Genomic DNA, 12,592 nt, shown 5'->3' on the forward strand with positions numbered 1-12,592 from the left:
GCGGGCCAGGCTAGCCCGCCGCGTCGGGCGGTGGCGGGCTGGGCCAGATGCCGGACAGGTCGCCGAAGACGTAGCGCTGGATGGTCGGGCCGATGGCCGCTACCAGCACATCCGGCGACGCCGACGCCAGCGGCTCTATCTTGATCACGTAGCGGGCCATCGCCAGCCCGGCGAGCTGGCTGGCCACCAGGCTGACCCGCATCGGCGCTTCCGCGGGCGGCATGGGCACGAGCTGGCGCACCCGGCGCAGCACCTGGCTGACGACGAACTCACGGAACAGCTTGGCCGTCCACTCGCTGCTCACCGCCGAGCGCAGCATGGCCACGCCGGCCTTGCCCGCGGGCGAGTCCCAGATCGAGAGGAAGAACCGGACCAGCCGTTCGCCGATGGCGTCCTGGTCGCCGGCGAGGACCTCCGGGATGAGCTCACCGGGGTCGAGCGGCGCGTTCATCGCGGCCAGGAACAGCTTGTCCTTGGTGCCGAAGTAGTGGTGGACCAGGGCCGGGTCGACGCCGGCGCCGGTCGCGATGTGGCGGATCGAGGCACCGTCGTACCCCTTCTCCGCGAAGGCGGTGCGGGCGGTCGCGAGGATCGCGTCGCGGGTGTCGGGGTTGCCGGGCCGGCGGCCGGTCCGTCGTACCATCACTAGCCTTTCTTCGGGTCGGGCATCGCTTGTCGTGGCGACGCCCGACCCCGTTTCCGGTCAGGCCGTCCGGCGGCGCAGCGTCGTGGCGCCGAGGACGAGCGCGAGGATGATCGCGCCGATCACGATGCCAAGGTCCCGCCACATCGTGCCGGTCGGGTCGGCGTGCGCGCCGACCTCGGTGAGTGCCTCCACCGAATAGGACAGTGGCAGCACGTCGCTGATCACCTGCAACCAGCCGGCCATCGAGTCGCGGGCGACGAACAGCCCGCAGAGCAGGATCTGCGGGATCGCCACCACCGGCATGAACTGCACGGCCTGGAACTCGGTGCGGGCGAACGCGCTGCACAGCAGGCCGAGCGCGACGCCGAGCACCGCGTTGGCCACCGCGATCACGATGACCAGCCAGAGGCTGCCGGCGGTGTGCAGGTCGAACAGCCAGTAGGCCAGGCCCGCCGCGACGGTCGCCTGCGCGGCGGCCACGAGCCCGAACGCGATGCCGTAGCCGAAGAGCAGGTCGAGCTTGCCGACCGGGGTGGTGAAGAGGCGCTCCAGCGTGCCGCTCGTGCGTTCGCGCAGCATCGCGATGCTGGTGATCAGGAACATGATGATGAAGGGGAAGATGCCGAGCATGACCAGCGCGACCCGGTCGAACATCAGCCCGCCGTCGAACATGAAATAGAGCAGGGTCAACAGCAGCAGGGGTACGACGATGACGAGCCCGACCGTGCGGCGGTCGTGCCGGAGCTGCCGGACGATCCGGCCGATCGTGCTGGCGAGGATGTGGGGAGACATCACGCGGCCGCCTTCTCCTGTTGACGGATGATGCGCAGGAACGCCTCGTCGAGGTCGTCGGTGCCGGCGGTGGCTTTGATCGCCGCCGGGGTGTCGTCGCCGATCAGGTGGCCGTCGCGGATCAGCAGCAGCCGGTCGCAGCGGTTGGCCTCGTCCATGACGTGGCTGGAGACCAGGATCGTGGCGCCGTCGGCGGCCAGGGCGCGGAACCGGGCCCAGAGCTCGTCGCGGAGCAACGGGTCCTGGCCGACGGTCGGCTCGTCGAGGACGAGGACCTCCGGGCGGCCGACGATCGCGCAGGCCAGCGAGGCCCGGCTGCGCTGCCCGCCGGACAGGTTGCCGACGAGCTGGTGCGCGGCGCCGGAGAGCCCGACCCCGTCGAGGGCGGCCTCGGCATCGGCCGCGCCGAGCCCGTAGAGCGAGGCGAAGTAGCGGGCGTTCTCGCGGACCGTGAGGTCGTCGTAGACGCTGGGGGCCTGCGTCAGGTAGCCGATCTTGCGCCGGAGCGGCGCGGAGCCGGCCGGCTCGCCGAGGACGGTGACCCGCCCCGAGGCGACGAGCTGCACGCCGACGACGGCGCGCATCAAGGTGGTCTTGCCGCTGCCGCTGGGCCCGAGCAGCCCGGTGATGCTGCCGCGCGGGATGGCGCAGCTGAACCCGTGCAGCACCTCGCGCTTTCCGCGGTTGATCACGAGGTCGGTGACCTCGATCGCGGTCTCCATCGTTCCTCCGTCTCTGAAATTCAACGCCTGTTGAACTCAACGGTAGATGAAATAGATGGGTGTACGCAAGCGAACGCCCCGGCCCCCTACACGTTCGGGGGGACCGGGGCGTCGGTTTGTCTTGCTAGAGCGCGAGCACCCGGTCGAGGAAGTCGCGGTAGCGGCGCATCGCCACCCGCATCGCCTCGGTGTCCGGCGCGTCGTTGTCGCGCCGCGGGTCGAGCTCGACCTGCTCGGCGAGCAGCGTCTCGGCGAGCTGCTGCACCGCCCGGGCCACCAGGGCCTGAGCGTGCCCGAGGGCCTCGGTCGGCTCGTCGACGAACTGGGCCTTGACTTCGTGCCACTCGGACCGCAGCGCGTCGGCCGCGTCGGCGCTCCACACGGCGATCCGCGTCTCCGGCACGTCACCCGGACGCAGCGGCGGCCCACTGACCGGCCGCACGTCCGCGGCCGGCGACCCGAGATCGGCCAACGTCGGCGCGGCGACCACGGGAACCACCTCTGCCGCGTCGTCGTCCGGCTCGTCGCCCTCGGCCACGTCGTCGACGGGCTGAGGCGCCTCGGCGGTCTCCGCCAGCCCCTCCTCGTCGGCCGCCGTCTCCTCCGCCGGCGCCTCGACAGCGGCGGTCTCGACCAGCTCCTCGTCCGCCTCGGCCGCGACCTCGTCGGCCTCGGGCTCGCCGTCAGCCTCCGCGGCTTCGGGCTCGGCCGCGACCTCGGTCACCGCCTCGGGCTCCGCGTCCGCAGCGTCTTCGTCGTCAGTCTCGACGTCAGCGACAGCTTCCGGCTCCGAGTCATCGTCGGCAGCGGCCTCGGGCTCGGTCTCGGCGACGGCTTCCGGCTCTTCGTCCGCGTCGGCGTCGGCCTCGACATCAGTCGCGGCTTCGGGCTCAACGTCGGCAACGGCTTCGTCGGACGCTGCCACGTCCTCGTCCTCGGCCTCGGCGACCGCTTCGGGCTCGGCGTCGTCGGCCTCGGCAACCGCCTCGGTTTCCGCGTCCGCGGCTTCTTCGTCGTCGCTCTCGATCTCGGCGACAGCTTCCGGCTCTTTGTCGTCGTGCGCCTCGTCGTCGGCCTCGGCCTCGGCGTCGGACTCCGCCGCAACCTCGGCGACGGCTTCCGGCTCGTCGTCCGCGTCGGCGTCGACCTCGGCGTCGCTGTCGCTGTCGGCCTCGACATCGGTCACGGCTTCGGGCTCGACGTCGGCGACGTCCTCGTCGGTGGCGTCGTCAGTCGCAGCCTCGTCGTCGGCCTCGGCCACCGCCTCCGGCTCCGCGTCCGCAGCGTCGTCCTCGGTCTCGGCGACGGCCTCGGCCGCTGCTTCGCCGTCGTCCTCGGTGACGGCCTCGGGCTCGGCGTCCGTGGCGTCCTCGTCGTCGGTCTCGGTGACGGCCTCGGGCTCCGCGTCCGCGCTGTCCTCCTCGTCGGCCTCGGACGCCGCTTCGGCGTCCTCCTCCGCAACGGCTTCCGGCTCGGCGTCCTCGTCGGTGGTGGCCTCCGGTGCCGCTTCGTCGCCGGCATCCGTGACGGCTTCGGCTTCCGCGTCCGCGATGTCCTCGTCGTCGGTCTCCGTGACCGCCTCGGGCTCGGCCTCGACGGCCTCAGCCTCGGCTGCTTCAGCGTCAGTCTCGACCGCGTCAGCGTCAGCGTCCGCTTCGGCTTCGACTGCGTCCGCGTCGAGCGCGTCCGCGTCCGACTGGGCCTCCGCGTCGATCACGTCTGCCTCGACCGCGTCGGGCTCTGCCTCGACCGCGTCGGGCTCTGCCTCGACCGCGTCGGGCTCTGCCTCGACCGCGTCGGGCTCCGCCCCAACCGCGTCGGCCTCCGCCTCGGGCGCGTCGGCCTCCGCCTCGACGGCGTCCGCTTGGGCCTCCGCCTCGACAGCGTCGGCCTCGGCCTCGACCGTGTCGGCCTCCGCGTAAGCCTCTGCCTCGACCGTGTCGGTCTCGGCGTCAGCCTCAGCTTCGACCGTATCGGTCTCGGCCTCGGGGGCCGGGTCGGTCGCGGTGTCGGTGGTCTCGGCCGCGTCGGTGTCCACAGTGGTGACCGCCGCCGGTTCCGCGCCCTCGGCGGGCGTGTCGGTGGTCGACGCGGCCTCCTCGGCCAGCAGCGCCTGCCACTCGCGCTCGAACTCCGGGTCGGCCTCGGCCGCGGCGGCCGCGGCCTCCTCGGCGGCGGCCGGCTCGGTCTCGCCGACCTCCGCCGCGGCCGCCTCGGCCTCGGCCACCGCCGACGCGTCCGCCGCGTCCAGGGCGGCCTCGGCGTCCGGCGCGGCGCTGTCCGTTTCGGACTCCGTGGATGCGGGAGCGGTCGCCCACGGGGAAGCGAACTGGCTCGTCATCGGAGGAAGCGCCGGCGTGGCCGGTTCACTCGGACGGATGACAGGGGTCTCGATCGTGGTCTCGGTCAGGGCCGCCGACACCGGGCCGGCAGACACCGGGCCGGCCGGCTCGGTGGTCTCGGCCGCCTGGGCGGCGGCGAGGGCGTCGAGCGCCGACACCGGGCCGTCGTCGCCGGGCGGGCGCTGGCCGGGCAGGGAGATGGTGGGCTCGCCCTGATCGGGCTGGGGTTGGGGCTGCATGTCGGGTTGTTTCCTTCCGTCCGCTCCGTCAACGGCGACCCGGCCGGGCGATGCCAGGATGGGGGCGCGCCGGACAGGTGGGGGGAGACGGGACGCGACTGCCGGAACGGAACGCGTCGGGCCCGTGCGACAGGCACGGGTGGACACGCGGAAAGGGCAGGGGAGCGCCCCGCCGGTGAGATGGAGAAACCCGGGCGGCGCACGCTCAAACTACCGTGACGTGAGCCCGAGCACAGCCCCCGATTTCGCCTAGATATCCCAAGGATCCGCTCCCGCCGCCGGTACGGAACAATTGGTCGGGTGGCCGTACCAGAATCGGGTCTCGACCCGGCGATCGCTGCCCGTCTGAAGCGCACCGACGACGGGCTGGTGCCCGCTGTCGTCCGCCGGCACGACGACGGCGAGGTGCTGATGCTCGCCTGGATGAACGACGAGGCGCTGCATCGCACGCTGACCACCGGCCGGGCCACCTACTGGTCGCGCAGCCGCCGGGAGCTCTGGGTCAAGGGCGAGACCTCGGGCCACCACCAGTACGTGAAGTCCGCCGCCCTCGACTGCGACGGCGACACCATCCTGCTGACCGTCGAACAGGTCGGGCCGGCCTGCCACACGGGCACGCCGACGTGCTTCGAAGACGAGCTCCCGGTGCGCGCATGACCACCGGAGCGGTCACGCCCACCCTGGACGGGTTCGCCGAGCAGGCGCGCACCGGCCGGGTCGTGCCGGTCACCCGGCGGCTGCTCGCCGACGGCGAGACCCCGGTCGGCGTCTACCGCAAGCTGGCCGGCGGCCCGGGCACCTTCCTGCTGGAGTCGGCGGAACAAGGAGCCGGGACGGCCTGGTCGCGCTACTCCTTCGTCGGCGTCCGCAGCGCCGCGACGCTGGTGGAGCGCGGCGGCCGGGCGGCATGGCTGGGCACCCCTCCGGAGGGCGTGCCGACCGACGGCGACCCGGTCGACGTGCTGCGCGCGACCGTCGAAGCGCTGACCGGCCGCCGGCACGACCCCGACGGTCCGCCGCTGACCGGAGGCATGGTCGGCTACCTGGCGTACGACCTGGTGAGAAGGTTCGAACGCCTCCCCGAGCTGGCGGACGACGACCTCGGCGTGCCGGAGCTCGGCATGATGCTGGCGACCGACCTGGTGGTGCTCGACCACTACGCGGGCTCGGCGATCCTGGTCGCCAACGCGATCCTGCCGCCGAACGCGACGGAGGAGAACGTAGCCGCCGCCTACCACCACGCGGTCGGCCGGCTGGACGCGATGACCACCTCGTTGTCGAGGCCGACCCCGCCGATGATCTCCACGATCGACCTGCCGCCGGCCGAGCCGACGCTGGAGAGCCGGACGCCGGAGGGTGGCTACCCCAAGGCGGTCGAGCTGGCCAAGGAGGCGATCCGGGCCGGCGAGTGCTTCCAGATCGTCGTCTCGCAGCGGTTCGAACGCCGGACCACGGCTGACCCGCTCGACGTCTACCGGGTGCTGCGGACCACCAACCCCAGCCCGTACATGTATCTGCTGCGGTTCGACGACTTCGACATCGTGGGCTCGTCGCCGGAGGCCCACCTCAAGGTCACCGACGGGCGGGCCCTGCTGCACCCGATCGCCGGCACCCGGCCGCGCGGCCGGACCCAGCGCGACGACAACGAGCTCGCCACCGAGCTCCTGGCCGACCCCAAGGAGCGGGCCGAGCACGTGATGCTGGTCGACCTGGGCCGCAACGACCTGGGCCGGGTGTGCCTGCCGGGCACGGTCGAGGTGCCGGAGTTCGCCACCATCGAGCGCTACAGCCACGTCATGCACATCGTCTCGACCGTGGTCGGTCAGCTCCACCCGGACCGCACCGCGTTCGACGCGCTGGCGGCCACGTTCCCGGCCGGCACGCTGTCCGGTGCGCCCAAGGTTCGGGCGATGGAGATCATCGAGGAGCTGGAGCCGACCCGGCGGGGAGTCTACGGGGGCACCGTCGGCTACCTCGGCTTCGCCGGCGACCTCGACATGGCGATCGCGATCCGCACCGCGCTGATCCGCGACGGCGTCGCCTACGTGCAGGCGGGCGCCGGCATCGTCGCCGACTCCGACCCGGCCGCCGAGGAGCGGGAGACCCAGAACAAGGCCGCCGCGGTCCTGGCCGCGATCAGCGCGGCGGAGACGCTGAGGGCAGCGCGATGACGGGGAGAAAGGGCCTCACCCTGACCGTCCTGCTCTGCGTCGTCGGTGCCGGCCTGGCGTTCATCGGCGCCGGCCGCACGTGGGAGAGCGGCTACACCCACGGGATCGCGTCGCCGTCGAGCTTCGACCAGACCGGCGGCGACCTCGTGCCGGGCCTGGCCGCGCTCGCGCTCGTCGGGCTGGCCGGCGCCGGGGCGCTGCTGGCCACCCGGGGCTGGGGACGCCGTGCGGTCGGCGTACTCGTGCTGCTGCTGGGTGTCGGTCTGGTGGCCCTGTCGGTGGGTCGGGCCTTCGACGCCAGCACCGCGTGGCCGGCCCTCACCGCGGTCGGCGGACTGCTGGTGGTGCTGGCGGGGCTGGCGGCCGTAACAGCCGGCCACCGCTGGCCGGGCATGGGCGCGCGCTACGAGCGGTCGCCGAAGTCGGTGGGGGGCACCACCGACACCTGGAACGCCCTGGACCGCGGCGAGGACCCGACGGTCAGGTGAGCGAGCGGGCCTTGGCCTTCGCCACCCGCGGCATGGTGACGATCATCGCCACGTGACGCCGCACCTCGTCGCGCTGGTCCGCGCGGGCCCGGTCGGCACAGATGGCCTCCCAGGCGTTGCCGCGCGCCGTGCGGACGCGGTCTCCGGCGACCACCCGCGACGCGCTGTCGATGACCCCGTACGCGGCGGACAGGACCGCCCGTGGAAGGTCCGCTATCCCGCCCTGCTGCCGTGCCAGTGTGTTGTCCATAGCCCGCCCCGATGAACAAGTCCCCTGTGGTCGGTGCACAAGTGGCCACCGTCGACCAGTTTGCCCGACGACATCCTCCCCGAGGGCTGTTTCGCCAGAGTGTCCGACCCGTGGCGGATGCGGTCCCCGTCACCCCCTTAGTAACGGCGGGCACACCCAGCGTGGGACGGGCCGGGCATTATGCCCGACCACGCGGGGTGAGACGGCCCATACCCCGGACGCTGTCCGCCGTCCGGCTGGCCATAGCATCGGGCGCATGACACCCGGAAAGGGGAGTCCGTTGGTGAATGCTGATCAACCGCAGGGTGACGACGGCGCCAACCCGGCGGCGCCGGTAAGTGTCCTCGACGAGATCATCGCGGGCGTACGCGAAGACGTCGAAAGTCGGCAGCAGCAGGTGCCACTGGAAGAGGTCAAACGGCTCGCGGCCGCCGCGCCACCGCCCCGCGACGCCCACGCGGCGCTGCGCCGGCCCGGTGTCGCTGTGATCGCGGAGGTCAAGCGCGCCTCGCCGTCCCGCGGCCAGCTCGCCGACATCCCCGACCCTGCCGACCTGGCCAGTGAGTACGCGGGCGGTGGTGCCCGCTGCATCAGCGTCCTCACCGAGGGCCGCTGGTTCGGCGGCTCGCTGGAGGACCTGGCCGCCGTGCGGGCCGCGGTCGACATCCCGGTGCTCCGCAAGGACTTCGTGGTCTCCAGCTACCAGGTGCACGAGGCGCGGGCGCACGGTGCCGACATGGTGCTGCTGATCGTCGCCGCGCTCGAGCAGAACGTGCTGACCGGCCTGCTGGAGCGGATCGAGTCGCTCGGCATGACCGCGCTCGTCGAGGTGCACGACGAGGAAGAGGCCGACCGGGCCATGGAGGCCGGCGCGCGGGTGATCGGGGTCAACGCCCGCAACCTGCGTACGCTCGAGGTGGACCGATCGGTGTTCGAGCGGATCGCGCCCGGGCTGCCCAACAACGTGGTCAAGATCGCGGAGTCGGGTGTACGCGGGCCCCACGACCTCATCCGCTACGCCTCCGCCGGTGCCGACGCGGTGCTGGTCGGCGAGGGACTGGTGACCCAGAAGAGCCCACGGGACGCCGTCGCCGAGCTGGTCAACGCCGGCAACCACCCCGCGACCCCGAGGCCTGTGCGATGACCGACGTTCTGCTGCCCGACGCCACCGGGCACTTCGGGCCCTTCGGGGGCCGGTTCATCCCGGAGGCGCTGGTCGCCGCGCTCGACGAGCTCGACGCCGCCTACCGGGCCGCCAAGGCCGACCCGGCGTTCGTGGCCGAGTTCGAGGCGATGCTGCGTGACTACGCGGGTGCGCCCTCGATGCTCTACGAGGCCCGCCGGCTGAGCGCCCAGGCCGGCGCCCGGATCCTGCTCAAGCGCGAGGACCTGCTGCACACCGGCGCGCACAAGGTGCGCAACGTGCTCGGCCAGGCGCTGCTCACCAAGCGGATGGGCAAGCGCCGGGTGATCGCCGAGACCGGCGCCGGCCAGCACGGCGTGGCGGCGGCGACCGCGGCCGCGTATCTGGACCTCGAGTGCGTGGTCTACATGGGCGAGCTCGACACGGAGCGCCAGGCGCTCAACGTCGCCCGCATGCGGATGCTGGGCGCCACGGTCATCCCGGTGGCCAACGGCTCGCGGACGCTGAAGGACGCGCTCAACGAGGCCCTGCGCGACTGGGTCGCCTCGGTCGACGAGACCCACTACCTGCTGGGCACGGCGGCCGGCCCGCACCCGTTCCCGGAGCTGGTCCGCGACTTCGTGGGTGGCATCGGCCGCGAGGCCCGCGCCCAGTCGCTGGAGAAGCTCGGCGGGCTGCCCGACGCGGTGGCCGCGTGCGTCGGCGGCGGGTCCAACGCGATCGGCATCTTCCACGCGTTCGTCCCCGACGAGGGCGTCCGGCTGTACGGCTTCGAGGCGGGCGGCGACGGCGTCAAGACCGGCCGGACCGCGGCGTCGATCACGGCCGGCTCGAAGGGCGTGCTGCACGGCGCCCGGACGTACGTGCTGCAGGACGCCGACGGCCAGACGCTGGAGTCGCACTCGATCTCGGCCGGGCTGGACTACCCGGCCGTCGGGCCCGAGCACGCCTGGCTCCACGACACCGGCCGGGCGGTCTACGAGCCGGTCGACGACTCGGAGGCGATGGCCGCCTTCCAGCTGCTCTGCCGCACCGAGGGGATCATCCCGGCGATCGAGAGCGCCCACGCGCTGGCCGGTGCCCTGCGGATCATCCCCGCGCTGCGCGAAGAACTCGGCCGGGAGCCGGTCATCGTGGTCAACCTGTCCGGCCGGGGCGACAAGGACGCGCACACCGCCGGCGAATACTTCGGGATCCTCTGATGAGCATCAGCGTCGCGTTTGAGAAGGCCAGGGCCGAGGGCCGGGCGGTGCTGGTCGGCTGCATGCCGGCCGGGTTCCCGACCGTCGACGGCAGCATCGCGGCGATGAAGGCGATGGTCGAGGCCGGCGTCGACGTCATCGAGCTGGAGATCCCGTACAGCGACCCGGTGATGGACGGTCCGGTGATCCAGAAGGCCAGCGACATCGCGCTGGCCAACGGGGTCCGGGTGGCAGACACGATGCGGATCGTCGAGGCCGTCGCGGCCACGGGTGCCCCGGTGGTCACGATGACCTACTGGAACCCCATCGAGCAGTACGGCGTCGACCGGTTCGCCCGTGACTACGCGGCGGCGGGTGGCACCGGGCTGATCACGCCCGACCTGATCCCGGACGAGGCGCACGACTGGCTGGCCGCGTCCGACGCCCACGCGCTCGACCGCACGTTCCTGGTCTCGCCCTCGTCGACCGACGCCCGGCTGGCGATGACCGTGGCGCACTGCCGCGGCTTCGTCTACGCCACCGCGCTGATGGGCGTCACCGGCGCCCGCGAGCAGACCTCGACGGCGGCGCCGACCCTGGTCGCGCGCGTGCGCGCGGTCAACCCGGACCTGCCGGTCGGGGTGGGTCTGGGCGTACGCGACGGCGCACAGGCCGCCGAGGTCGGCTCGTTCGCCGACGGCGTGATCGTCGGCAGCGCGTTGATCCGGTGCGTGCTGGACGCGCCCGACGAGGCGTCGGGGCTGACCGCACTGCGGTCACTGTCAGCGGAACTGGCTGCCGGCGTGCGGGCGGTGCGTCGCTAGCCCGCGAGACCGACGACGACGTCCTGGCCGCGTACGTCGACCGTGTCCGCGGCGTCCGGATAGTCCGGTTCCGCGTCGCGGTCGACCCGGCTGAGCACGCCGGAGCGGCCGGCCAGCGCGTCGGCGATCGCCATGCGCGTGGTCGGCGTCATCGGCCCGGGCAGGTCGCCGGGGTCGTGATAGCTGAGGCGGCAGATCCGGCCGGGCGCGTTGTTCAGGGCCTCGCCGCGGGCGTGGCAGCGGAACACGTGCACCACGAGGTCGGGCAGACCCTGGCCGCACAGCTCGTAGAGACCGACCAGATCGACGATCTCCACATCCATGCCGGTCTCTTCGCGAATGTCGCGTACCGCGGCATGGATGGGGCTCTCGTTCTCACGGACCTTCCCGCCCGGCAGCCCCCACCGGCGGTGTCCCTGGCTCTGCTGGCAGAGCAGCACGCGGCCGGCGTCGTCCGTGACGATCGCTCCGACCGCGGATGTGAGGGAGTTCATACCCCATCAAGGTACGCCGCCGGCGGGTTAACGTCAGCCATCGTGCGGTCGTCGGGTGGGATGCGTGCGGTGTCCGGATAGATCTGCACCTAACCCGGGGTGCCGTGAGCACCATCCGCGACGGTACCGTGTTGTCCCGTGACCCTCGCCGCGATTCCGAGCCCCACTGACGCCGTGTGGCAGCTCGGCCCGTTCCCGCTCCGGGCCTACGCCCTGTGCATCATCCTGGGCATCTTCCTCGCCGCCGCCGTGACCGAGTACCGGCTCCGGGCGCGCGGGGCGCACAAGTGGGCGATCATCGACGTCGCGGTCTGGGCGGTGCCGTCCGGCATCATCGGCGCCCGGATCTACCACGTGATCACCTCGCCGGGCGCCTACTTCGGTGAGGGAGGCGACTGGCTCGAGATCTTCAAGGTCTGGCACGGCGGCCTCGGCATCTGGGGCGCGGTGGCCGGTGGCGCCGTGGGCGCGCTGCTCGCCGCCCGGCAGCTCGGCATGCCGCTGACCGTCGTCGCCGACGCGCTGGCACCCGGCCTGCCGCTGGCGCAGGCCGTCGGCCGGCTCGGCAACTGGTTCAACAACGAGCTCTACGGCCGGCAGACCACGCTGCCGTGGGGTCTCGAGGTGCACGAGATGGACTCGGCGGGCCGGCCGACGCTGGTCGACGGCGAGCCGGTGCTGCGGCCCGGCCTCTACCAGCCGACCTTCCTCTACGAGCTGATCTGGAACGTGCTGGTCGCCGGCATCGTGGTGTGGCTCGACCGCAAGTTCAAGTTCGGCAAGGGCCGCGCCTTCGCGGTGTACGTGATGGGCTACACCCTCGGCCGCTTCTTCGTCGAGATGCTCCGCGACGACACGGCCACGCACATTGCCGGCGTGCGGATCAACGTGTTCGTCGCCGCGCTGGTGTTCGTCGGCGCCCTCGTCTACTTCCTGCGGGTCAGCGGTCCCCGCGAATACCTGGTCCCGGTCGGCCTCGACGCGCCGGTCCCGGCGCCGCGCGAAGGCGACATCTCCACCGTCGACGTCTCCGCGAAGAAGCCGGCCGCGGCCGCCATCCCCAGCTCCTACCGGGTCGTCACCGAAGAGCAGTTCAGGGCGTACCAGGAGACCGGCGCCGTCCCCGACACGGACGAATCCGTCACCACCCCGGAGGCGGTCGACGCGGAGACGGACGACGAGTCCGACGTCGCCGCCCCCGACGGCACGGATGATGATGGACACGACAGCGACACCACGGCGGCCGGTGCGGCCGGCCGCGCCGACGACCGCTGATCCGACCGAACACCCCGGAGAGGC

Annotated in this window: 13 protein-coding genes; 7 read left to right on the top strand and 6 right to left on the bottom strand. The window is 72.6% G+C overall.

The genetic code is table 11. From position 1 onward, the window contains the following. Window positions 1-10: 10 nt before the first annotated feature. The 4 genes from CHC05_RS21400 to CHC05_RS21415 all read right to left on the bottom strand — a co-directional run bounded on the left by CHC05_RS21400 (window position 11) and on the right by CHC05_RS21415 (window position 4,741). Complete coding sequence (locus CHC05_RS21400) at window positions 11-643, bottom strand: TetR/AcrR family transcriptional regulator (RefSeq protein ID WP_089251558.1); 633 nt, start codon at window positions 641-643, stop codon at window positions 11-13. A gap of 60 nt (window positions 644-703) precedes the next feature. Further along, window positions 704-1,438: an ABC transporter permease gene (locus CHC05_RS21405; protein ID WP_089251560.1), complete on the bottom strand. Its 735-nt coding sequence runs from the start codon at window positions 1,436-1,438 to the stop codon at window positions 704-706. Continuing rightward, on the bottom strand, window positions 1,438-2,160 hold the full coding sequence (locus CHC05_RS21410) for an ABC transporter ATP-binding protein (RefSeq protein ID WP_089251562.1): 723 nt from the start codon (window positions 2,158-2,160) through the stop codon (window positions 1,438-1,440). The genes CHC05_RS21405 and CHC05_RS21410 overlap by 1 nt, the downstream gene beginning before the upstream one ends. A 124-nt stretch (window positions 2,161-2,284) precedes the next feature. Further along, complete coding sequence (locus CHC05_RS21415) at window positions 2,285-4,741, bottom strand: midas domain-containing protein (protein ID WP_089251564.1); 2,457 nt, start codon at window positions 4,739-4,741, stop codon at window positions 2,285-2,287. A 300-nt stretch (window positions 4,742-5,041) separates the two neighbouring features. On the opposite strand from CHC05_RS21415, the gene hisI reads away from it, so the two are divergent. The 3 genes from hisI to CHC05_RS21430 are packed head-to-tail and all read left to right on the top strand — an operon-like array spanning window position 5,042 to window position 7,400. After that, window positions 5,042-5,398, top strand: a complete 357-nt coding sequence (gene hisI / locus CHC05_RS21420) for a phosphoribosyl-AMP cyclohydrolase (protein ID WP_089251566.1) — start codon at window positions 5,042-5,044, stop codon at window positions 5,396-5,398. After that, entirely contained in the window at window positions 5,395-6,912 is a 1,518-nt protein-coding gene (locus tag CHC05_RS21425) for an anthranilate synthase component I (RefSeq protein WP_089251568.1), read from the top strand. Before hisI ends, CHC05_RS21425 begins: the two co-directional genes overlap by 4 nt. After that, window positions 6,909-7,400, top strand: coding sequence for a Trp biosynthesis-associated membrane protein (locus CHC05_RS21430; RefSeq protein WP_089251570.1), 492 nt, complete (start codon window positions 6,909-6,911; stop codon window positions 7,398-7,400). The genes CHC05_RS21425 and CHC05_RS21430 overlap by 4 nt, the downstream gene beginning before the upstream one ends. Here the strand turns inward: CHC05_RS21430 and CHC05_RS21435 are convergent. Next, window positions 7,393-7,638: a hypothetical protein gene (locus CHC05_RS21435; protein ID WP_179266309.1), complete on the bottom strand. Its 246-nt coding sequence runs from the start codon at window positions 7,636-7,638 to the stop codon at window positions 7,393-7,395. The two genes, CHC05_RS21430 and CHC05_RS21435, sit on opposite strands and share 8 nt — an antisense overlap. 295 nt (window positions 7,639-7,933) lie before the next feature. Here CHC05_RS21435 and trpC point away from each other — a divergent pair, with 295 nt between their 5' ends. The 3 genes from trpC to trpA are packed head-to-tail and all read left to right on the top strand — an operon-like array spanning window position 7,934 to window position 10,799. Next, entirely contained in the window at window positions 7,934-8,794 is an 861-nt protein-coding gene (gene trpC / locus CHC05_RS21440; RefSeq protein ID WP_245871109.1) for an indole-3-glycerol phosphate synthase TrpC, read from the top strand. Then, window positions 8,791-9,996: a tryptophan synthase subunit beta gene (gene trpB, locus CHC05_RS21445; RefSeq protein WP_089251576.1), complete on the top strand. Its 1,206-nt coding sequence runs from the start codon at window positions 8,791-8,793 to the stop codon at window positions 9,994-9,996. Before trpC ends, trpB begins: the two co-directional genes overlap by 4 nt. Continuing rightward, a complete protein-coding gene (gene trpA / locus CHC05_RS21450; RefSeq protein ID WP_425426817.1) occupies window positions 9,996-10,799 on the top strand; it encodes a tryptophan synthase subunit alpha in 804 nt (267 codons plus the stop codon). Before trpB ends, trpA begins: the two co-directional genes overlap by 1 nt. Here the strand turns inward: trpA and CHC05_RS21455 are convergent. Further along, window positions 10,796-11,293 carry an NUDIX hydrolase gene (locus CHC05_RS21455; RefSeq protein ID WP_089251578.1) on the bottom strand — a complete coding sequence of 166 codons (498 nt, stop codon included), beginning with the start codon at window positions 11,291-11,293 and terminating at the stop codon, window positions 10,796-10,798. The two genes, trpA and CHC05_RS21455, sit on opposite strands and share 4 nt — an antisense overlap. Window positions 11,294-11,431: 138 nt before the next feature. Here CHC05_RS21455 and lgt point away from each other — a divergent pair, with 138 nt between their 5' ends. Beyond that, window positions 11,432-12,568 carry a prolipoprotein diacylglyceryl transferase gene (gene lgt, locus CHC05_RS21460; protein ID WP_245871111.1) on the top strand — a complete coding sequence of 379 codons (1,137 nt, stop codon included), beginning with the start codon at window positions 11,432-11,434 and terminating at the stop codon, window positions 12,566-12,568. The last annotated feature ends 24 nt before the right edge of the window (window positions 12,569-12,592 follow it).

The sequence above is a fragment of the Asanoa hainanensis genome, from assembly GCF_900188485.1.
Lineage (GTDB): Bacteria > Actinomycetota > Actinomycetes > Mycobacteriales > Micromonosporaceae > Asanoa > Asanoa hainanensis.